This is a genomic window from Bacillus sp. TH25, from assembly GCF_016650935.1.
GTDB lineage: Bacteria > Bacillota > Bacilli > Bacillales > Bacillaceae_G > Bacillus_A > Bacillus_A mycoides.
The window spans coordinates 667,084-687,578 of the sequence record NZ_JAEKEU010000009.1; the positions used below are offsets into that span (position 1 = coordinate 667,084).

Below are 20,495 nucleotides of genomic sequence, written 5' to 3' on the forward strand. Positions count from 1 at the left end.
GTGAAAGATCCGAACACTCAATATCAAATAGACTACATATTAATATTCATTTTATTTGCCATTGGGATTGTTAGCTGCTTTGCTATCGCAAGTGCACAAGCTTCTTTACCACCATTTTTACAAAACGTAAATTTTGTATTAAAACAAATCCAATGGTATGCCATTGGATTTATCGCCATTGGTGTTATTATGGTTATTGATTTCGATCGCTATAAACAAATTGCTTGGTATTTATATAGCTTTGCACTCATACTTCTAATTGGCCTAGAACTTCAAGTTCCTGGCGCCGTTACAATTAAAGGGGCTACCGCGTGGTACAGACTTCCAGGCATCGGAAACTTTCAGCCTTCTGAAATTATGAAATTATTTTTGATTATCGTCGTTGGACGAATTATAGCGAATCATAATGAAAAATACCTTTTTCGGACAACTCGTGAAGATTTCATTTTACTTTTAAAAATATTTGCAGCTAGTTTACCTCCACTACTTCTAATCGCAAAAGAACCTGATTTAGGAAACACAATGGTCATTTCAGCGATGCTTGCAACAATGGTTTTAGTTTCTGGTATACGTTGGCGCTTTATCCTCGGATTAACCTCCGGTATTTTCGCCATAGGCTCTACCTTAACATATATTTATTTCACGCATACAGAGTTCTTTAAAGAGCACATTCTAAAAGAATATCAATTAAATCGCTTCTATGGTTGGCTTGCACCTTATGAATATGACGCACAAGGATACCAATTAAGACAAGCATTTTTAGCTACTGGATCAGGAGAGATGCAAGGAAAAGGATGGGAAAATAGACAAGTATATTTTCCAGAGCCACATACAGATTTTATTTTTACAAATATCGCTGAACAATTCGGTTTTTTAGGAGCAAGTGTTATTATTTCATTTTTTTTCTTACTCATTTACCGAATGATCCATATCGCTTTAGAAAGCAATGAACCTTTCGGTAGTTATATTTGCGCTGGTACAATTGGAATGTTTACGTTCCAAGTATTCCAAAATATTGGGATGACAATTGGTTTACTCCCTATTACAGGAATAACGTTACCGCTTATGAGCTACGGCGGGAGTTCACTGCTCACATATATGGTTGCTATTGGATTTATTTTAAACGTACGCTCAAGAACTAAAATCTTTATGTTTAAATGAACCATATCGAAAAACGGTATGGTTTTTTTCTATGTCCATTTTAGATATACTAATGAAAAAATAAGCTGGAGGTTTAAATATGAAATATGACATTATAGGTGATATTCACGGATGCTTCCAAGAGTTTCAAGATTTAACAACGAAACTAGGGTATAGCTGGGATAGTGGTATCCCAATTCATAACGCAAAACGAAGGCTTGCATTCGTTGGTGATATTACAGACCGAGGTCCTCATTCATTACGGATGATTGAAATTGTATGGGAGCTCGTAATAAATAGAAAAGATGCTTATTATGCTCCAGGGAATCACTGTAATAAACTGTATCGTTTCTTCCTTGGACGTAATGTTACAATCGCTCATGGGCTCGAAACAACTGTTGCAGAATATGAAGCATTGCCTTCTAATAAGCAACAAATAATAAAAGAAAAATTCATTACTCTTTACGAACAATCACCGCTATATCACATACTGGATGAAAAAAAATTAACCGTCTGTCACGCTGGTATTCGGCAAGATTACATAGGAAGACAAGATAAAAAAGTACAAACCTTTGTATTATATGGTGATATTACAGGCGAAAAACACCCTGACGGCTCACCTGTCCGCCGAGATTGGGCGAAAGAGTATAAGGGTGAAACATGGATTGTTTATGGACATACACCTGTCAATGAACCTCGCTTTGTGAATCATACAGTCAATATTGATACTGGTGCTGTATTTGGTGGTAAACTAACTGGACTACGTTACCCTGAGTTGGAGACCGTTTCTGTCCCTTCTTCCCTACCTTTTGTCCCTGAAAAGTTCCGCCCAATTTCATAAAGTGAAACTTTAATCAGTGGGGGTTTTGTTCATCCCCCACTGATTATTAGCCCGCACCAATCGGGATAAATACCTCTACTTAATACAATTCACGATTTGCAGAGGATCATGGTGTTTCCTAGACATATTCCACACTAAAACTAGATAAAGCAATTAAAAAAAGATGCAATAAAGTGCATCTTTTTTTAATTGCACGGCATATACTGTCGCAGGAGGTGACGGAATGAAGAAAAAATCTTCTAAACAAAAAAGAAAATTCCACCCTTTATACCATCCCATGTATGGAATTAACAACTGGTGCAGTATTCGAGCTGCAGCTATAGAAGAAATAGAAGAACAAGAGTCATCAAAAAAAAGCAAACCGAGAGAAAAATATATCTCTTTAGAAAATGCTGTTATGAGGCGAATTATAGATAGCAGGAAAATAAAAGCAAAACAAAAAAAGAAGCTCGCTTCTAATAATGATGAACCTGTGCTTAATTCGGAAAAGATACAAGAAAATATAGAAGAAAACATTCCTGCAGCAATCAAGGAAAAAGTACAACCAGAAATTCCAGCTACTATTATAAATCAAGTAAAAAAAATAAAAGAAGCATTAATCTCGGGCAACGATGTACAAATAGAAAGATCCGCCCCTATTCAGGCTCCTGTACCTACACCTATAAAAAAAGAAAATAACAAAGGAGCTCGTCACGCATATAAAGAAGGGCTTCACTCTAAAGCTGATGGAATCGCTTCACATGCAGAAGGGCTTCTTACACATGCAACGGGTCCCTTTTCTCATGCAGAAGGGACAAAAACAAAGGCAACTGGACATAGTTCGCATAGCGAAGGAAGTGAAACGACAGCAGGCGGCTCTTATTCTCATGCAGAAGGAAAACATGCAATTGCTTTGGGCGAAGCAGCACATGCAGAAGGAACCGCAACTATCGCTAACGGATTCTCATCTCATGCGGAAGGAAATCATACATCAACAGCTAATTTTGCAGGCAGCCATATTATGGGGAAATTTGGTACAGCAGAAGAAGCTTATTCCTGGTTTATCGCAAATGGGACAAATGACACTGATTATAATATAGGTGCCAAATGGCTTGCCCATAACGGAGAAATGTATATCGATGGTGCTTCTTACAATGCAGGTGGTACTGATTTTGCACAAATGTTTGAGGCAGCAGATCATAGCCCTATTGATATCGGCTATTTCATTACATTTAGTAGCGAAGAAAAAATTCGAAAAGCTACTTCCAATGATACATTCATATTAGGCATATCCAGCGCTACTCCTGCTCTCATAGGAAATAGCGGTGCTTTAAGTTGGCAAAAACGCTATGAAACAGACAGCTTCGGAAAACGTCAATATACGCGTACGGATACGCAAGAAATACGACCTCTTTTAAATACAGAATGGGATCCAGCTTGTAAGTATATATCAAGAAGAGACCGTACTGAGTGGCTTCCTGTCGGATTAATTGGACAAATGTTAGTACGTGATGACGGCACTTGCGAAACACACGGATATTGTCGTCCAAATGATGACGGCATTGCCACAAAAGCTGAAAGTGGCTTTTTCGTTATAAAACGTACTGGTGAAAATCAAATTTTAATATTATTTCGCTAAAAAAAGGGAACAAAATTCTTTTTATGATAAGAATTTTGTTCCCTTTTAATTGTTATGTAAAGCGTATTGCATATCCTCTGGGATACTTACGGTAAAAGTCATTCCCTTTTCTAAAATAGGATGATAAAACGTCAAAGATGTACTATGCAGCGCTTGACGTTTTATCACATCTCTTCGGCCACCGTATAGATCATCCCCAAGTAGCGGATGTCCTATATATGCCATATGTACACGAATTTGATGTGTTCTTCCCGTCTCGAGCTCAAGCGCTACATGCGTCTTATCGGAAGAACTCTCCATCACTCTAAAATGAGTAACAGCTCTTTGACCATCTTCACAGACAGTTCGCTCGATAATACTATCCGCTTTTCGTCCGATTGGCGCGTCAATCGTTCCTACTTCTTCTAAAATAGTCCCATGAACGATTGCCTCATACGTTCGTTTCACCCCTTTTTGTTGATGCTGCTTCGATAAAAGGTGGTGAACGAATCTATTTTTCGCAATTAACATAAGCCCTGAAGTATCACGGTCTAACCTCGTCACAATGTGCACCGTACTTGCAAGGTTTTGTTTATCATAATGATATAAAAGAGCGTTTGCAATACTTCCTGACGGGTGCTCCCTAGACGGAATCGTCGACATATTTGCTTCTTTATTTATAACAAGAACCGCATCATCTTCATATACGATACATAAAGGGATCTCTTCCACTTCCATCCCTTCACTTCTTTCCTCCACTGGAAAAAAGATTTGTAACTCTTCACCAGCTTGTAACTTGTGACGAACACTTGTGTGTTGACCGTTTACTTCAATTGCTCCCCCGCGGAACTTTATATCCGTTAAAGCAGCTTTCGAAATCCCTTTTGTTTTCAAAAATTCTCTAACTAAAGTTCCCTCTTCAGCCAGCCCTATATCCCATTTCAATGTAAATCTGTTCAAATATATAAACCCTCTCTATTTATCTGCAACAAACGAGTCACGAACACGTTTCCAGAATGGGAACGGACGGAAACGAACAAATCGTACTTTCTCGTTTGCAACGCGATACTGAATTGATTTCACATCTTGATGAACCATCGTCAAATGATCCACGGTAATTTGCATGTTCATTCCTGCAGCCGGCTTTAAAACGCATGTATGATGCTTCGGCAGTACGAGCGGCGAACCTACCGTACGAAATACACGATTGTTGATAGATGCCATTTCTGCAATTTGAATCGCTTCAATAGAAGGGTGAATAATTGCTCCGCCAAGCGCCTTATTATACGCGGTACTTCCTGAAGGAGTAGAAATACAAAGACCATCTCCGCGAAACGTTTCGAAATACTCTCCGCGTATTTCCACTTCTGTTACTAATGTACCTTCTGCACTTTTTACAGTCGCTTCATTCATCGCCAAATACTGCGACTCTTTACTACCATTCACATAGCGAATAATCACTTCTAAAAGTGGATATTCAACCACTTGGAACGGTGTTTTAGCGATTGCAATCACCAACTTCTCTACTTCCGTCGGTAACCAATCTGCATAGAAACCTAAATGCCCTGTATGTACACCAACAAATGCGGTTTCATCTAATCGATTATAGTAACGATGGAATGCATATAAAAGCGTTCCATCTCCCCCAACAGAAATTACAATATCAGGTTCCTTTTCATCCATTGTAAACCCAAAATCTAACAAGTATTCTTTCATCGTACTTGCTAGTGTATCTGATGATTGATCTCCCTTTGACATAATTGTAAATTTCATCGCCCAACACCCTTTAGTTTATGATTCAGAATCTTTCGTTTCCTGCTTTCGTGAAAAGACCTTTTGCGCTTCTTGAATTTCAAGACGAATGGAAGACATTTCTTCATCTAATAAAAACGCCGCTTCCGCTGCACGTTGTAAGCGTATTTTAATATCTTCAGGAAAACGTCCACTATATTTGTAATTTAAAGAATGCTCAATCGTTGCCCAAAAATTCATTGCTAACGTGCGAATTTGAATTTCAACTAACACTTTTTTCTCCCCCTGTATCGTTTGAACAGGATAACTAATGACAACGTGGTAAGAGCGATAGCCGCTATCTTTCTTTTGCGTTACATAATCACGTTCTTCTACAATGTCAAAATCATTTCGTTTTCGAAGATATTCTACAACAGGCTTAATCTCATCTACGAATTGACACATCATTCGAAGGCCCGCGATGTCCTGCATATCTTCTCTAATTCGGTCTAGCGGTACATTTCTCTTCTCCGCTTTATCAATAATACTTGCAACCGACTTTACCCTTCCTGTTACAAACTCAATTGGAGAATGCTCCGTTAACATTGCAAATTGAGTACGCATTCCTTTTAGTTTCACTTTCAGCTCCGCCACCGCTTGGTGATACGGTGCTAAAAATTCTTCCCAATTACGATTCATTTCAACCACCACCAAAATCAATCCATTTGCTTATAGAAACACTTTTTCTACAGCAGTTACTAGTTCTTCTCCGTAATTTGCATTACCTTCAATATTTTCAACTAAATATTCTACTTCTTCTTTTAATCCTTCTAATTCTATTTCAACATCATTCACGCGAATAAACATCGCTGTATCTTTATTCATCGCTTCATGCATTGCTTCCCAGCATGTATGCGGAATACTTACATAAATGAAAGATGATTCATTTTCTAAGATATATAAAAATGATAAATTGTCTGAGTCTACAAGTACGTGATTACGCGCACTTAACTCCTTTACCTCTATTTCAGTATTTTCCGCACAAAAAATAAGCGCATTCTCTCTCGTTTCTACGCTCTTAACTTGAATTTTATTTTGCATACTCGAACTCCTCCATCTCAACTTCCTGTCTTACTTAACAGTATTATTGTATCATAACATGGACGCAAACAAATAAAACATTGAACCAAATTTGCGAAAAAGCGATAATGTGGAAAGAATTATTTTTCAAAAGGAGCGCATACAATGACACAAGAAATTGAAATTGAATTTAAAAATATGGTTACAGAGGAAGAATTCCAAACATTATGCAAATCTTTTTCTATTGAAGCATTTACAAAACAAGTAAATCACTACTTTGAAACGCCTCACTTCTCTTTAAAAGATACGGGCTCTGCACTTCGTATTCGTCATAAAGATGGAACTTATACATTAACATTAAAACAACCTGCTGAAATTGGTTTATTAGAAACTCATCAGTCTGTAACAGAAAAAGAAGCACAACTTATGATGGAAACAAACACAATCATTCAAGGAACTGTAATGGATCAGCTACACAAATTACAAATTCCCGTTTCCTCTTTAACTTATATGGGTAGTTTAACAACAGAAAGAGCTGAAATATTATTTGAAGGCGGAACGCTTGTCTTTGATCATAGTTTCTATTACAATCACGATGATTATGAAATTGAATACGAAGTGCAAGATGAAAAGACCGGTAAAGCAGCATTTATAAGGTTATTAAAGCAACATAACGTACCAGTTCGTCATACAAACAACAAAGTAAAACGCTTTTTCCTTGCCAAACAAAACGAAGAGCGCTAAAGTAAAATTTCCATCAGTGAAGAAGAGCTGTACTTACGGCTACATTTCACCTTTTTGAAAAGCAAAAGATTTATTAGCAACATATAGAATAAGCAAAGAATGTTATGAAGGCTGTTTAGTTGCTCTTCATAACATTCCATTGCTACAATAGATATACATTTCATGGAAAAAGGGGTTTATAAAGGATGAGCAAGCAACCGATGACACCATTTGAAGCAATCGGCGGTGAACAATGCATTGCAACATTAGTGGATACATTTTATTCCTATGTCAGTGAACACCCTGACTTATCTCCGATCTTCCCGGATGATTTAACAGAAACTGCTAGGAAGCAGAAACAATTTTTAACACAATATTTAGGTGGTCCTAATTTATACACTGAAGAACATGGGCATCCTATGCTAAGAGCACGCCATCTTCCGTTTGAGATTACTCCAAAACGCGCAGAAGCTTGGCTGTCATGTATGGAGCAAGCAATGGATGATACAGGAGTGCACGGTCATATAAGAGAGTTTGTTTTTGAACGTTTAGCATTAACTGCTCAACATATGGTCAATACTCCAAATGAAACAGGTGAAGTGTAATGGATAAGCAGGAAGCAAAGCATATAAATATGCCTTCTCCTTCCACATGCGAGCATAAATCTGTAGAAGCATATTTATTTATTGATCCACTTTGTAAAGATTGCTGGGATATCGAGCCATTTATTATTAAACTATGGCTTGAGTATGGGAAATACTTCTCTATTCGTCATATAGTAACAGGAAAAGTGGACGGGGCAAACGCTTCCTCACACAAATGGAATAAACCTGCTAATATTCGATTTGTGTGGGAAAAGACAACAAGTTTACAAGGTTTTTCATGTGATGGAAAAGTACATATGCAAGAGGCGTCGTCAACACCGTATTTAGTTTCGATGGCAATTAAGGCGGCGGAGTTGCAAGGCCGAAAAGCAGGTTCGAAGTTTTTGCGAAAACTTCAAGAATACATTCTTCTTGAAAATGTATCAAACCCTGACTGTGAATTATTGCTTACATGCGCTAAAGATAGTGGCATTGATGTAGAGGAATTTAAAAAAGACCTACACTCAGTTAGCGCAAAAAAAGCTTTCCAATGCGACCTAAAATTCACAAATGAGATGCATATTACAGAAATACCTTCCCTCCTATTTTTTCATGCAAATTCAGATGAGGAAGGTATTAAAATCGCGGGAATTTATTCCTATGATGTATACGTACAGCTATTAAAAGAACTTGTAAAATGCGAGATTGAGCCAGAGCCATTACCTCCTTTAGAAGTATTACTAGAAGCAACACAATTTATTTCTTCAAAGGAAATCTCATTTATATATGACTGCCCTCAGCAAGAAATAGAACGTGAGCTAAAGAAATTACAACTAAAACGAAAAGTACAAATGATTGAAGTGAAGTGCGAGCGTTATTGGAAATGGATAGCAAAAGAAAAAGACTTGGTGTAAACACCAAGTCTTTTTCTTTACGGCTTATAAAAATATTAAAGGGGATGGGAGAAATTTTCACGTTCAAACAAAGGGGTATATGTTTGTATGTGAATTCGTTCACGCTTATTATATTACAAGATTCGACCTCAAATGACAACCCCTTTTGTCGAATTTCACATTTTTGTCACATTCTAAACGTTTTCATTCTTGAATAAGCTATAAAAAAAGCAATTTAGGAGGTTTCCTTATGAAAAAGTCTCATATTTTTCTTATCTTTCTATGTGTTATGGTTTCTTTTTTCTTGTATATCCTCTCTCTATTACAAGCTTTTCCTAAAATTATTGCCTTCCCTCTTTTATTCGGAGTTATCGTCATCGCTGTCTCTTATTTCAACTATAGAAAACGATTTAAAGGATTTTGATTACAAAAATCAACTGTAAAACTGCCTTCTAATTTAGAAAAAGTAAGGAAATCCTCCTTATTTTATCGACAAATATCGACAAAATACATTTTCAAACAAAAAAGACGAGGATAAAACCCCTCGTCTTTTCTCATTACTTTTCTTCAAATAATAACGCTTCTAATTCATTTAATTTCTCTTCAAATACTTGAAGTGCCTCTTTCACTGGTTCAGGAGATGCCATATCAACTCCTGCTTTTTTCAACACTTCAATTGGATAATCGGAGCTTCCCGCTTTTAAGAATTCGTTAATGTAACGTTCTACTGCTGGTTGCCCTTCTTCTAAAATTTGTTTAGATAACGCTGTCGCTGCACTAAATCCTGTTGCGTATTGATATACGTAATAGTTGTAATAGAAGTGCGGAATACGAGACCATTCTAAACCGATTTCTTTATCGATTACTAAAGCATCCCCGAAATATTTTTTATTTAAATCGTAGTAGATCTCCGTTAACATATCTGGCGTAACCGCATGTCCTTCTTGTACTTTTTTATGAATGATATGCTCGAACTCTGCAAACATTGTTTGACGGAATACAGTACCACGGAATCCTTCTAAATAATGATTTAATAAATATAGACGCTCTTTTTTATCTTCTGTCGTTTTTAATAAATAATCATTTAGAAGCGCTTCATTACAAGTTGATGCTACCTCTGCAACGAAGATTGAATAATCACCGTATACGTGTGGCTGTGTCTTTCTTGTGTAATAACTATGCACCGAATGACCAAACTCATGAGCAAGTGTATATAAATTATTTACATTATCATGCCAGTTCATTAAAATATACGGATTTGTTCCGTATGCACCAGATGAATATGCTCCGCTTCGTTTGCCTTTATTCTCGTACACATCTACCCAGCGATTTTCATATGCTTCTTTTAAAATTTCAACATATTCATCACCAAGTACATTTAAAGACTTCAATAACATTTCTTGCGCTTCTTCATACTTCACATTCATTTTCACTTCTTGTACAAGTGGTGTATATAAATCGTACATATGAAGCTCATCAAGTCCTAGTGCACGCTTACGAATATCAATGTAACGGTGTAATAAATGTAAGTTGTCATTTACCGTTTCAACGAGTTGATCGTATACTGCTTCAGGAATATTATTATTGCTTAATGCTGCTTGGCGAGCAGAGTCATATTTACGAATACGTGCATTGAAATTATTACGTTTCACTGCCCCGCTTAACGTACTTGCAAATGTGTTCTTAAATTTCCCATACGTTTCAAATACAGCTTTGAATGCATCTTCGCGAACACGACGATCATCACTTTCTAAAAACTGAATGTAACGGCCATGTGTTATTTCTACCTCTTCTCCATCCTCACCTTTAATAGATGGGAATTTCAAATCCGCATTATTCAACATACCGAATGTATTACTTGATGCACTCATCACTTCAGATGCTTCTGCTAATAACGCTTCCTCTGCCTCAGATAATACGTGCGGGCGTTGACGTGTAATTTCTTCTAATGCATGCTCATATACACTTAGTTCTCGATTTTCTTGTAAGAATGTTTGCAATGTATCTTCTGAAATAGATAAAATTTCAGGTACGATATACGCTGTGCTACTAGATACTTGTGAGTATAAATTTGTTGCGCGATCATTCAGTGCTTGATACACAGAGTTTGTTGTATCTTGATCGTAACGCATGTGTGCATATGTATATAGCTTACCTAATCGCATTGAAATTTCATCTTCATATTGCAATGCCTCAAGCAAATTGTCTGCAGAGTCGCCAAGCTTCCCTTTAAATTCAGTTAACTTTGGCAATAGCTCCTTAATAGCTTGGAATTCTTTTTCCCATTCTGCATCTGTTTGAAAAATATCTTCTAATCGCCATGTGCTTGCTTCTTCAATCTCATTGCGATCTGGTAATGTTTTTGCTTTATTTTGTTCAGACATTCTGTAAGCCCTCCTTTAAATATCTCTACTTAAGTACAATTCTGTTTTTCTTATGTAATTCCTTCACGTTCATTCTTTATTATATCCCCTTTTTCTTCTCTCATGTTGAACTTTGTCTCAAATAGAGATAGCGCATGCGCTAAGCAAATTTCATCATATTTCATAATTTCTCCCTCTGTTTTTACCAACACAACATCTCTTATTTTTCGATACTTATTAATACCTATTTTTATTAATACACCTGCATAACATAAAAATGTCATATACTCCGCAACTGCTACCTTCCATATATGTTGTGCAAAATACGGAAGTAGACGCTTCTTCGTATATTTTGCTACATAGTTACATACGTATTGCAGAGAAATATACTCCCCTACCTTAAGCATACCTATACACTTCAAATAAAGAGACGCTTGCCATATAAATGGATTTGTTTGAAAAGCAAACGCGGATGGGAGCGGAACACCGATTTCAGAAGGAAAACCCGCTGGGGTACATTTATATTGATATAAGAGGCGGAGTAGTGACTTATGATTATAATTCCAGACAGATAGAGCGTTTTGCCGAAAATGGTTCTTTTTTCTCTTCCATTCTTGTCCTAATACCTCTTTTTGGAAAGGAACGGGGGAAAAGAGCATGTCAACAGTAGTCGTATCAGTTGGTAAATAAATAGTATGTGAGAAAGAGACATTTGTAGAAAACGGAGTGATAAATGCGCATTTCATAAACGATTTTTGTTTCGGACAAAAGAAAATAAGAAATGGCTGAGGATAAGGTTGTAAGGAGAAAGCCATAAGGGAGGAGAATGTCATCCAATAGGCGGATTGCTTTTTCAACTGATTTCCACCGATTATCCAGATGACTTGTATACTAGCTTGCCAATACGAATATGTTCGCTTATAAAGCTGCTCTACGGAGAGATTTGCACATTGATATTCAATCGCAATTTTTCTATCCGCTCTCTCTACGTAAATATCTGGCCGTTGCTTGATTACTGGCAGATAATGCTCTATATCGACATGAAAATCTTGATGTTTTAACCATCTATATAACAATTCTTTACCTTGCATATGATACATAGATTCTGCTTCATAAAAGGTAAGACATGAATCCACTTTCTTATGAGCAAAATGCCAGCTCTTTTGTGTTCCTAATTTCATTTGCACTTCTTTTCCGCAGGCTGTACAAAAGAATTTTTCTCGTTTACGCATTTCGCGTAAACGTTCTTCATCCCGGTTATATAATAGATGAATTTTCTCTCCGTTTTCTCTCCTTGCAATAAACATCCACCATCACACCCTTTCAACTTCTTGTATTCTACAATTTACTACAAATTCCTCTCAAAAAAAGAGATGTCCTAAATTAGGACATCTCTTTCTATAATAAAGGTGATAATAACCGATACGTCGATTCAACAATCCGCCTATGAAGACGTCTCTTATGAAATCGGTCAACATGAATTTCACTGGATTCTTCTAAATCGTCTTTAAAATCTTGAACGAGCTTTCGAATGCTACCTGTATCATATAAAAAGGCATTTACTTCAAAGTTTAAATGAAAACTTCTCATATCCATATTAGCTGTCCCAATTGATGCGAGATCAGAATCCACGATGACAACTTTACTATGAAGAAAACCTTTTTCATATTCATATATTTTTACTCCTGCATCTAATAACTCCGGAAAGTACGATCTTGATGCATAAAAGACAGTCCGCTTATCTGGCTTACTTGGCATTAACAAACGAACATCAATACCAGCAAGTGCAGCTACTTTTAATGCAGATAAAATATCATCATCTGGGATAAAGTATGGTGTTGCAATCCAAATTGATTTCCTAGCTGAAGCAATCATTGCAAAATATAAATGTTTAATTGTTTCCCATTTATTATCCGGTCCCCCTCCAACAAGTTGGACTCCGCCCCAATGATCACCCTCAACTGCTTCCGCTTGTAAATATTCAGGTGCTAATACCGCCTCACCAGTCATATAAAACCAGTCTTGAAGGAAAATTAGCTGTAAACTTTGAACTGCTTCACCGCGTAAATATAAATGCGTGTCTCGCCAAAAACCGAAATATTTATCCTTCCCTAAATACTCATCACCAATATTTAATCCACCTACAAACCCTTCATTTCCATCTATAATAACGATTTTTCGGTGGTTTCGATAATTAATTTTATCGTTTAAAATTGGAAAGCGCACAGGGAAAAATGGAATCATTTCTACTCCTGCATCATTCAATTCTTCAATATACGAATTTGATAATTTAAAGCTTCCAACCGCGTCGTATAAAAAACGAACGACAACGCCTTCTTTTGATTTTTTTATTAAAATATCTTTAATTTCTGTACCGAGCTTGTCATCACGTACAATGTAATACTCCATATGAATGTGGTGTTTCGCTCGATTTAACCCATCTAAAATTGCCTGAAACGTTTCGTCTCCATTTGTTAATGTCCTCGTTTCAGTTTGAAATGAAATATTTAAAGCACCTAGTCGATCTGCTAAACGAAATAACAATTCTTGATGCTTATGATTTCGTAAAATCCGTTCTTCGTAATCTTCGTGTCCCTTATATTGTAAAAACGCCTGTTCATCGAGTAATGCCTTCTTTTGGAACATTCTTTTTCTACGAAAATTTTGTCCAAATAAAAGATAAGCAAAGAAACCGAACACCGGAAAAATACCTAGTACGATTAACCACGTAAGTGTTTTAGACGGATGACGGTTTTCTAAGAAAATAACACATCCAATTAAAAATGCGGAAACCGTAAATAAAATACTAATAATACCTAAAATAGAAACATCCTTTATCCCGATGACATCCGAATAAAATGCTACATCAATAAACATGCGTAATGAAACAAATAATGCGAACAATAGTAGAAAAAAGAAAAGTAGTTTTAACGTGTTTTTCATCTCTTACCTCCTTACTAAGAAAGCCTTCCTATTCTTCATAAAAAAAGCCGATTTCATACTATAGAAATCGGCCTACATTTTAGGAGGGAAATTGTTGCGAATTGTCTCAAGCGCACGCTCTTTCACAACCTGTTTCCCATACTCACTTACACGGTGAATCGTTAAAGTAGATTCTTCTCCATATTCTAAAACAATACTTAAAATACGATCAATTTCTTCTTCATCATGTAGCACTTCATCGAATTCCACATATACATAATATCGGTCCTCAAATGAATGTAATTCATCTTTTATATCTTCAAAGATAAGACGATGACTTAATGAAATAACATCTTCAAAATCATTAAACTTAATTAAAAAGCCAAACGTACCATCTTCATTAAAGTTTGTTCCTACTTGTTCTTCTACCTCTTCCACTAATTCTTGCTGGAATAATGATTCGATGCCTTCATCTAGAGGAATGTCTATAATTTTGTCTACACCTATTGGTAGTTCCAGCTTTTGCCCATCCTTTGAAAGCTCCGCTTTCGTTACAAGTACTTCAATCCCTTTATCGACTGCTTGCACTTGGATCCATAACGGCCCATCGATAAAGAAATCATCATGATCACGAGCTTCGTCCATCATCTCCCAAAAGAGCTCTTCACTTCGTTCGCGATCATACCAAATTTCTTCACGATTAAACCCTCTGTCCTCTATATCAATGTACGTAATAAAAAATTTCATCGTATGGTCATTAATTCTTTCAATATCCAAAATACAACGCTCCCTTCCTGCTTAGAATTGTTATGAAGGGATTCCCCACTCATATGACAAAACAATAGATTCTTGTACTCTCATTTTATGATAAGATTCTCCAGAAGGGAAATAAAATCGATTTATTTTACAAAAATAGTTATATACCTATCTGTATTCGACTTTTTACATAAAGTGAAACAATAATCAGTATTTTTTTCATCCTCCACTGATTATTAGCTCGCACCAATCGGAATAAATATATCATTATACCAATTTACTGCTCGCAAAAAATTTGGACATACATTTCCATATTCCCTCGTACACTGTAATAAAGTGAAACTTCTATTAGAGGTGATTATTTTGTCCCTGGGAGCGCGGGATCAAAACTAGACAAACTTTCTTCACCACATACATATATTTCGCTTATTAAAACATCATAAATGGAGGCAGACGAATGGACTTAGAGTTTTTAACATCTGTACTAATGATTGTCGGTATCGATGTTGTACTAGGTGGCGATAACGCAATTGTCATCGCACTAGCTAGCCGAAATTTACCTGAAGCAAAACGAAATAAAGCCATTTTGATTGGTACTATGTTAGCAATTGTGCTACGAATTCTCCTCACGATACTAGCTGTCTATTTACTTGATATCCCATTTTTACAACTCACCGGCGGAATTTTACTCACATTAATTGCAGTCAATTTACTCACTGATAATAACAACGATCTTTCTTCTATCAAAGGAAAAACGACTTTATTCCAAGCTGTGCGTACAATTGTATTCGCGGATCTCGTTATGGGGTTTGACAATGTTATTGCCATTGCAGGAGCAGCTCACGGAAGACTTTCACTCGTAATTATCGGTTTATTCATTTCTATCCCGATTATCATTTGGGGAAGCAAACTTATTTTAATACTCATGGAACGCTTTCCATTTCTCATTTATTGCGGAGCAGCAGTTCTCGCCTATACAGCAGGAAAAATGATTACACATGAAGACAGACTTGCAACGTTTTTTCATCATAATCCTAGTTTTGCCACAAGTATCCCTTATTTGTTCATTTTCACCATTTTATGCATAGGCTTTATCGTTCAACAAGTGCGATTACGTAATGTTAAACAGTAAAAAAAAACCTTCTACTCTATAATAGGTAGAAGGTTTTCATATTATTATAATTAATTTACAAGACGCTGTGCTTCACGTAATTGGAACGTTCTTACTGTACGTGGTAAGAAACGACGGATTTCATCTTCGTTGTAACCTACTTGAAGGCGTTTTTCGTCAATCATAATTGGACGACGTAAAATACCTGGATAGTCACGAATCATCTTATATAAATCTTGAAGTGGTAAAGACTCTAAGTTCACATTCAATTCTTGGAAAACTTTTGAACGAGTAGAAATAATCTCATCCGTTCCGCTTTCTGTCATACGTAAAATCTCTTTAATCTCATCAATCGTTAATGGATCTGAGAAAATATTACGTTCTGTATAAGGAATATGATTTTCCTCTAGCCATAATTTCGCCTTTCTACAAGACGTACAGCTTGGAGAACTATATAATGTTACCATACAAAGCTCACTCTCCTTAAAGAGTACAAATTCTGTACTAATTACAGTTTAAATTTCTAACTTCCGCAATTTTTCGCGATAACTTGTCTTATAGCAAAGTAAAAAATCGCAATTCATGTAAGCAACAATAATTACTTTTAATAAGTAACTTCTATAATCATTATACAATAGTTTTTGCAAGAAATATACAGTGAATTTACTGCTAGTTGAGAAAATTTCTCCGTGTACTCCACTGCTATGCAACATGATTATACTCAGTAAAACTGTCCTTTAACAACGGTCTTCAACCCTTTTGATACTTACTTTCTACAGTAATCTTCACTTGATATACAATTACAGTTTCATAATCTTCCTCATTAAAAAGAGAGCGTTTTCTTACCTTTTCCCGACAAAACACTTGAGAAATGTAAGACTCTAAAGGTTAGAAATAAAAAGGAACATTTGTTCTTATTTTAACAAATCTCTCCGCTCATGTCTATATGCTTTCTAAAGTAAATCGAATATTTTTCTGACATTTCTTTCTTTTTTACCATTTATCTCATACAATAAAAATACAGACAGACAAAGGGGGAATTTGCATATGATCGCTTTTTTTACTGATTTTATCATTGTTGCTACCCTCATCATCGGAATAACAGCATTGATTGGTGTCATTACAAATAGCATCGGTGAAAAACTCTTTGGTGGGAAAGAAAAAATGAAGTTTGTTAACAAAAGTTTAGATGTACAATCTGGCTGGAACCAAGTTGGCGGAAAAGGCATTTATAAAAAACGTACGTACTAAAAAAAGCAGGTAATCACCTGCTTTTTTTTGTTATTTTCCTACTGATGCCCATTTGAAGCTTACTTCGCCACCATACTTATGGTTGTACATATCTTTAATTGTTTCTCTTTGTAAATATGCTCTACCACGTTGATATACTGGAACAATCGCAGCGTCATCAAGTAACATTTTTTCTGCTTCAAGTAAGTTTTTCCAACGAGCATTTACGTCGCTTCCATCTTTCTTCGCTTTCATAATAATCTCATCGTACTTCGGATTAGAATACTTCATTTTATTTTGTGCCCCATCAGTTACGAACATATCAAGATATGTAACTGGATCTGGGAAGTCTGCACTCCATCCAGAGAATGACATTACAAAGTCGCCCGCATCTTCTAATTTTAGTTTTTGCGCGAATGGTTGTTGTTTAATTTTCACTGTTAAACCTGGTAAATTCTTTTCTAACTCACCTTTTAAATATTCACCAGTTTTCTTCGATAATTCAACGTCTTCATTTAATAGCTCTAATTCAATTTCGTTTTTACCAAGCTCTTTTTTACCAGCTTCCCAATACTTTTTCGCTTCTTTTACATTTGGTTTTACAATATCTCCATTTTCAACACGGAAATCTTTTTTATCCGGTCCTTTAATGAAATTGTCAGGAATTAATCCCGTCGCTGGCTTAGAACCGTTATTTAATAATGTATCAACGAATGGTTTACGGTCAAAACCAAGAGAAATTGCTTTACGAATATTTTTATTTGCTAAAGCTGGGTCTTTTTGATTTAAGCGAAGGAAGAATACAGATGTATCTTCTACCGTTTTGAAATCTGGTTTCCCTTTATATTTATCGATGAACTCTGCTAATAACGTCGCTCGATCGACTGCGTTTGTTTCATATAAATTAATTGGCGTAGACGTATCTTTTACAATATTAAAGTTTACTTCCTCAAGCTTCACTTCTTTATTGTCCCAATATGATGAGCTCTTTGTCATTTTGAAGCTACGTTCATGTTGCCAATCACTTAATGTAAATGGTCCGTTATAAAGTGTTGTATTTGCTTCTAAACCAAACTTCGCCCCTTGCTCTTTCACATACTTTTCATTAACAGGATAGAAGATCGGATAGACCATTAAATCAACAAGATATGGAATAGAATTATCTAATTCTACTTCTAGTGTATGATCATCAATCGCTTTTACACCTAATTGGTCTGGACTCATCTCTTTTTTATTAATTTTCTCAGCATTTTTTATATCGTACATAATGTACGCCGATTTCGCAGCTGTATCTGGATTAATTGCTCTTTGCCATGCATACACGAAATCTTTCGCCGTTACAGGTTCACCATTTGACCATTTTGCATCTTCACGTAATTTAAATGTATACTTTTTACCGTCTTCTGACTTTTGGAATTCCTTCGCTACACCTGGAACTAATTTATCGTCTTTCCCAAGGCGGTATAGGCCTTCCATCGTATTGTTCATTACTTTTGAAGAAACTGCATCAGCTGATAACGCTGGGTCCATCGTTGGAATTTCTTGTGTTTCAATTAAGTTAATAACTTGCTTCGCACCGCTTTTCCCGCTATCCCCTTTTGCGTTCGCTTGCGGTTCATCTTTTTGGTAGCCACATGCCCCTAAAATCATGCTCATTGCTACTGTTGATGCTACAAAAACTGGTATCTTTTTTTTCATACTTCCACCCTCCCAAAAAAATGTTAGCCCTTTCATTTTCAAACAGAAAGAAATATATATATATGTTCTAATAATTCGTATTATACACACAAATATATTCTTTGTATATTTATATTTCTATTTTGTTAAAATTTTCTGTTAACACTTTGTGTATTTGTAAACGTTTCATACTGCGTTTTTATTGAACTAAAGTGTTAAAAAAGGCATTTTTATACTTTTCTAAATTATCAGAGAAAAACAAATTTTATATTCCATAATATCTTACGCATAATTATTCCTCCTTTTTTGTCATAAAATGAAGGTTTATTCATATTGAAAATATGTAGGCTAAAATAAGTGCAAAGGATATGAAAGTGTGTTACGATACACTTTGCTAAAAATAGATATCGGTAAAGAGGGGACGGACATGACAGCAATTCGCTCAAAAAACGGGCCAACAGAGAAATTAAGTTTATTCTTATTAACATGGCCTATTTTTCTAGAAGTTTTTCTTTTTATGCTGATGGGGATCGCTGATACTTTCATGTTAAGTGCATTATCAGACGATGCTGTATCTGGGGTTGGTGCAGCGAATCAATACCTTCATATCGCGATTTTAGTACTAGAAGTCATCGGGAATGGTGCAGCTATCGTTGTATCCCAATACCTCGGTTCTAAACGCTTTATGGAAGCATCAAAAATATCAGCATTAGCCGTCACATTAAATTTAGTGGTCGGACTCATTATAAGCGCTGGTTTTCTTTTATTTTCAAAACATATGATGATGGCAATGAATTTACAAGGCGATGTACTAACGTATGCACAAAGCTATCTATCCATCGTCGGAGGAGCTATTTTCCTTCAAGCTATTATTAACTCATTAGCCGCAATTATCCGCGTTCACGGCTTTACAAAGCAAGCAATGTTTGTTTCGCTTGGAATGAATATTATTCATATCGCCGGAAACTACGTACTTATTTTCGGGAAATTCGGTTTCCCTGAACTTGGTGTGCAAGGAGCCGCGATTTCTTCCGCTGTCAGCCGGTTAATCGCACTTATCGTTTTCTTCTGGTTACTGTACCGCGTTATGGAATACCGTGTGAAATTACAATATTACTTCACTTTATCAAAAGAATACGTTGGCAAAATTTTAAAGATCGGCATTCCATCTGCATTCGAACAAGTCATGTATCAAGCTTGTCAAATTGTCTTCTTATATTACGCAACATACTTAGGTACGGAATCGTTAGCTGCAAGACAATACGCTACTAACATTTCCATGTTCACTTATTTATTCGCCATTGCTATCGGTATGGGAACAGCTATTATCGTCGGACGCCTAGTTGGCGGAAATGAAAAGGATGAAGCTTACACACGCGTATGGAAAAGTGTACAATGGGCGATTGGTGTAACTTTATTTATGGTCATGCTCGTTGTTACATTCCGCACACAATTAATGGGACTATTTACGGATAATCCTCATATTATCGCTCTAGGGGCAAGCGTTCTTTTACTAAGTGTACTACTTGAAACAGGACGGACGATGAACATCGTCATCATTAATTCACTTCGTGCAGCTGGCGATGCAAAATATCCTGTTTTAATCGGCGCATTCTCCATGGTGTTAATGAGCTTACCACTCGGTTACTTTTTCGCCTTCCATTTAGACATGGGGCTCGTTGGTATTTGGCTAGCGATTGCTATCGACGAATGGACACGAGCAATTATTATGTTCTTCCGCTGGAGAAGTAGATCGTGGGAAAATTATGCACTTGTTAAACCAAATGAGCAAGATGAGAGTGTTTCTGTTCAAGCGCAGTAAAATAAGTGTTTCTAAATGAAGAAAA

At 36.2% G+C, this 20,495-nt stretch carries 20 protein-coding genes; 10 read left to right on the forward strand and 10 right to left on the reverse strand.

What is annotated here, in order from left to right:
- The 3 genes from JFT89_RS07995 to JFT89_RS08005 all read left to right on the forward strand — a co-directional run bounded on the left by JFT89_RS07995 (position 1) and on the right by JFT89_RS08005 (position 3,599).
- Positions 1–1,161 carry an FtsW/RodA/SpoVE family cell cycle protein gene (locus tag JFT89_RS07995; RefSeq protein WP_002030401.1) on the forward strand — a complete coding sequence of 387 codons (1,161 nt, stop codon included), beginning with the start codon at positions 1–3 and terminating at the stop codon, positions 1,159–1,161.
- Between the two features lie 79 nt (positions 1,162–1,240).
- Entirely contained in the window at positions 1,241–1,981 is a 741-nt protein-coding gene (gene prpE, locus JFT89_RS08000; RefSeq protein WP_016093071.1) for a bis(5'-nucleosyl)-tetraphosphatase PrpE, read from the forward strand.
- Between the two features lie 223 nt (positions 1,982–2,204).
- The gene (locus tag JFT89_RS08005) at positions 2,205–3,599 is read left to right on the forward strand and encodes a peptidase G2 autoproteolytic cleavage domain-containing protein (RefSeq protein ID WP_016093072.1); all 1,395 of its coding nucleotides are present in this window, start codon (positions 2,205–2,207) and stop codon (positions 3,597–3,599) included.
- Between the two features lie 45 nt (positions 3,600–3,644).
- Here the strand turns inward: JFT89_RS08005 and JFT89_RS08010 are convergent, their stop codons facing one another.
- Genes JFT89_RS08010 through JFT89_RS08025 form a run of 4 tightly spaced genes read right to left on the reverse strand, consistent with a single transcriptional unit; the run spans position 3,645 to position 6,410 of the window.
- A complete protein-coding gene (locus JFT89_RS08010; RefSeq protein ID WP_002134973.1) occupies positions 3,645–4,538 on the reverse strand; it encodes an RluA family pseudouridine synthase in 894 nt (297 codons plus the stop codon).
- A 15-nt stretch (positions 4,539–4,553) separates the two neighbouring features.
- Complete coding sequence (locus tag JFT89_RS08015) at positions 4,554–5,351, reverse strand: NAD kinase (protein WP_002011365.1); 798 nt, start codon at positions 5,349–5,351, stop codon at positions 4,554–4,556.
- 18 nt (positions 5,352–5,369) lie between these two features.
- Positions 5,370–6,008: a GTP diphosphokinase gene (gene yjbM / locus JFT89_RS08020; protein WP_002125951.1), complete on the reverse strand. Its 639-nt coding sequence runs from the start codon at positions 6,006–6,008 to the stop codon at positions 5,370–5,372.
- A gap of 30 nt (positions 6,009–6,038) precedes the next feature.
- On the reverse strand, positions 6,039–6,410 hold the full coding sequence (locus JFT89_RS08025; protein ID WP_002011362.1) for a UPF0738 family protein: 372 nt from the start codon (positions 6,408–6,410) through the stop codon (positions 6,039–6,041).
- A gap of 144 nt (positions 6,411–6,554) precedes the next feature.
- Here JFT89_RS08025 and JFT89_RS08030 point away from each other — a divergent pair, with 144 nt between their 5' ends.
- The 4 genes from JFT89_RS08030 (at position 6,555) to JFT89_RS08045 (ending at position 9,013) form a co-directional block, all read left to right on the forward strand.
- On the forward strand, positions 6,555–7,133 hold the full coding sequence (locus tag JFT89_RS08030) for a CYTH domain-containing protein (protein ID WP_002064261.1): 579 nt from the start codon (positions 6,555–6,557) through the stop codon (positions 7,131–7,133).
- 185 nt (positions 7,134–7,318) lie between these two features.
- Entirely contained in the window at positions 7,319–7,717 is a 399-nt protein-coding gene (locus JFT89_RS08035; protein WP_000043388.1) for a globin domain-containing protein, read from the forward strand.
- A complete protein-coding gene (locus JFT89_RS08040) occupies positions 7,717–8,610 on the forward strand; it encodes a ClpXP adapter SpxH family protein (RefSeq protein ID WP_002158882.1) in 894 nt (297 codons plus the stop codon). The genes JFT89_RS08035 and JFT89_RS08040 overlap by 1 nt, the downstream gene beginning before the upstream one ends.
- Before the next feature lie 229 nt (positions 8,611–8,839).
- On the forward strand, positions 8,840–9,013 hold the full coding sequence (locus tag JFT89_RS08045; RefSeq protein ID WP_016094547.1) for a hypothetical protein: 174 nt from the start codon (positions 8,840–8,842) through the stop codon (positions 9,011–9,013).
- Positions 9,014–9,146: 133 nt separating this feature from the next.
- Here the strand turns inward: JFT89_RS08045 and pepF are convergent, their stop codons facing one another.
- The 4 genes from pepF to mecA all read right to left on the reverse strand — a co-directional run bounded on the left by pepF (position 9,147) and on the right by mecA (position 14,651).
- Positions 9,147–10,973 (reverse strand): oligoendopeptidase F, encoded by a 1,827-nt coding sequence (pepF, locus tag JFT89_RS08050; RefSeq protein WP_002064257.1) that lies wholly within the window; start codon positions 10,971–10,973, stop codon positions 9,147–9,149.
- 50 nt (positions 10,974–11,023) lie between these two features.
- Entirely contained in the window at positions 11,024–12,259 is a 1,236-nt protein-coding gene (locus JFT89_RS08055) for a competence protein CoiA (protein ID WP_201039740.1), read from the reverse strand.
- A gap of 91 nt (positions 12,260–12,350) precedes the next feature.
- On the reverse strand, positions 12,351–13,895 hold the full coding sequence (locus JFT89_RS08060; protein WP_002064255.1) for a cardiolipin synthase: 1,545 nt from the start codon (positions 13,893–13,895) through the stop codon (positions 12,351–12,353).
- 72 nt (positions 13,896–13,967) lie between these two features.
- On the reverse strand, positions 13,968–14,651 hold the full coding sequence (gene mecA / locus JFT89_RS08065; protein WP_002011351.1) for an adaptor protein MecA: 684 nt from the start codon (positions 14,649–14,651) through the stop codon (positions 13,968–13,970).
- A 436-nt stretch (positions 14,652–15,087) separates the two neighbouring features.
- On the opposite strand from mecA, the gene JFT89_RS08070 reads away from it, so the two are divergent.
- Entirely contained in the window at positions 15,088–15,762 is a 675-nt protein-coding gene (locus JFT89_RS08070; RefSeq protein WP_002011349.1) for a TerC family protein, read from the forward strand.
- Between the two features lie 50 nt (positions 15,763–15,812).
- Here JFT89_RS08070 and spx read toward each other — a convergent pair whose 3' ends face one another.
- A complete protein-coding gene (gene spx, locus JFT89_RS08075; RefSeq protein WP_002011348.1) occupies positions 15,813–16,208 on the reverse strand; it encodes a transcriptional regulator Spx in 396 nt (131 codons plus the stop codon).
- Positions 16,209–16,788: 580 nt separating this feature from the next.
- Between spx and JFT89_RS08080 the strand changes: the two genes are divergently transcribed.
- Complete coding sequence (locus JFT89_RS08080) at positions 16,789–16,992, forward strand: hypothetical protein (RefSeq protein ID WP_000559981.1); 204 nt, start codon at positions 16,789–16,791, stop codon at positions 16,990–16,992.
- A 30-nt stretch (positions 16,993–17,022) separates the two neighbouring features.
- Here the strand turns inward: JFT89_RS08080 and JFT89_RS08085 are convergent, their stop codons facing one another.
- Positions 17,023–18,669: a peptide ABC transporter substrate-binding protein gene (locus JFT89_RS08085; protein ID WP_002125935.1), complete on the reverse strand. Its 1,647-nt coding sequence runs from the start codon at positions 18,667–18,669 to the stop codon at positions 17,023–17,025.
- 355 nt (positions 18,670–19,024) lie between these two features.
- On the opposite strand from JFT89_RS08085, the gene JFT89_RS08090 reads away from it, so the two are divergent.
- Positions 19,025–20,470, forward strand: coding sequence for an MATE family efflux transporter (locus JFT89_RS08090; protein WP_002166144.1), 1,446 nt, complete (start codon positions 19,025–19,027; stop codon positions 20,468–20,470).
- Positions 20,471–20,495 lie beyond the last annotated feature (25 nt).

Coding starts and splice junctions, on each gene's coding strand:
- prpE (WP_016093071.1), top strand. CDS start 1,241: ATGAAATATGACATTATAGGTGATATTCACGGATGCTTCCAAGAGTTT.
- JFT89_RS08005 (WP_016093072.1), top strand. CDS start 2,205: ATGAAGAAAAAATCTTCTAAACAAAAAAGAAAATTCCACCCTTTATAC.
- JFT89_RS08015 (WP_002011365.1), bottom strand. CDS start 5,351: ATGAAATTTACAATTATGTCAAAGGGAGATCAATCATCAGATACACTA.
- yjbM (WP_002125951.1), bottom strand. CDS start 6,008: ATGAATCGTAATTGGGAAGAATTTTTAGCACCGTATCACCAAGCGGTG.
- JFT89_RS08025 (WP_002011362.1), bottom strand. CDS start 6,410: ATGCAAAATAAAATTCAAGTTAAGAGCGTAGAAACGAGAGAGAATGCG.
- JFT89_RS08030 (WP_002064261.1), top strand. CDS start 6,555: ATGACACAAGAAATTGAAATTGAATTTAAAAATATGGTTACAGAGGAA.
- JFT89_RS08035 (WP_000043388.1), top strand. CDS start 7,319: ATGAGCAAGCAACCGATGACACCATTTGAAGCAATCGGCGGTGAACAA.
- JFT89_RS08040 (WP_002158882.1), top strand. CDS start 7,717: ATGGATAAGCAGGAAGCAAAGCATATAAATATGCCTTCTCCTTCCACA.
- JFT89_RS08045 (WP_016094547.1), top strand. CDS start 8,840: ATGAAAAAGTCTCATATTTTTCTTATCTTTCTATGTGTTATGGTTTCT.
- pepF (WP_002064257.1), bottom strand. CDS start 10,973: ATGTCTGAACAAAATAAAGCAAAAACATTACCAGATCGCAATGAGATT.
- JFT89_RS08055 (WP_201039740.1), bottom strand. CDS start 12,259: ATGTTTATTGCAAGGAGAGAAAACGGAGAGAAAATTCATCTATTATAT.
- JFT89_RS08060 (WP_002064255.1), bottom strand. CDS start 13,895: ATGAAAAACACGTTAAAACTACTTTTCTTTTTTCTACTATTGTTCGCA.
- JFT89_RS08070 (WP_002011349.1), top strand. CDS start 15,088: ATGGACTTAGAGTTTTTAACATCTGTACTAATGATTGTCGGTATCGAT.
- spx (WP_002011348.1), bottom strand. CDS start 16,208: ATGGTAACATTATATAGTTCTCCAAGCTGTACGTCTTGTAGAAAGGCG.
- JFT89_RS08080 (WP_000559981.1), top strand. CDS start 16,789: ATGATCGCTTTTTTTACTGATTTTATCATTGTTGCTACCCTCATCATC.
- JFT89_RS08085 (WP_002125935.1), bottom strand. CDS start 18,669: ATGAAAAAAAAGATACCAGTTTTTGTAGCATCAACAGTAGCAATGAGC.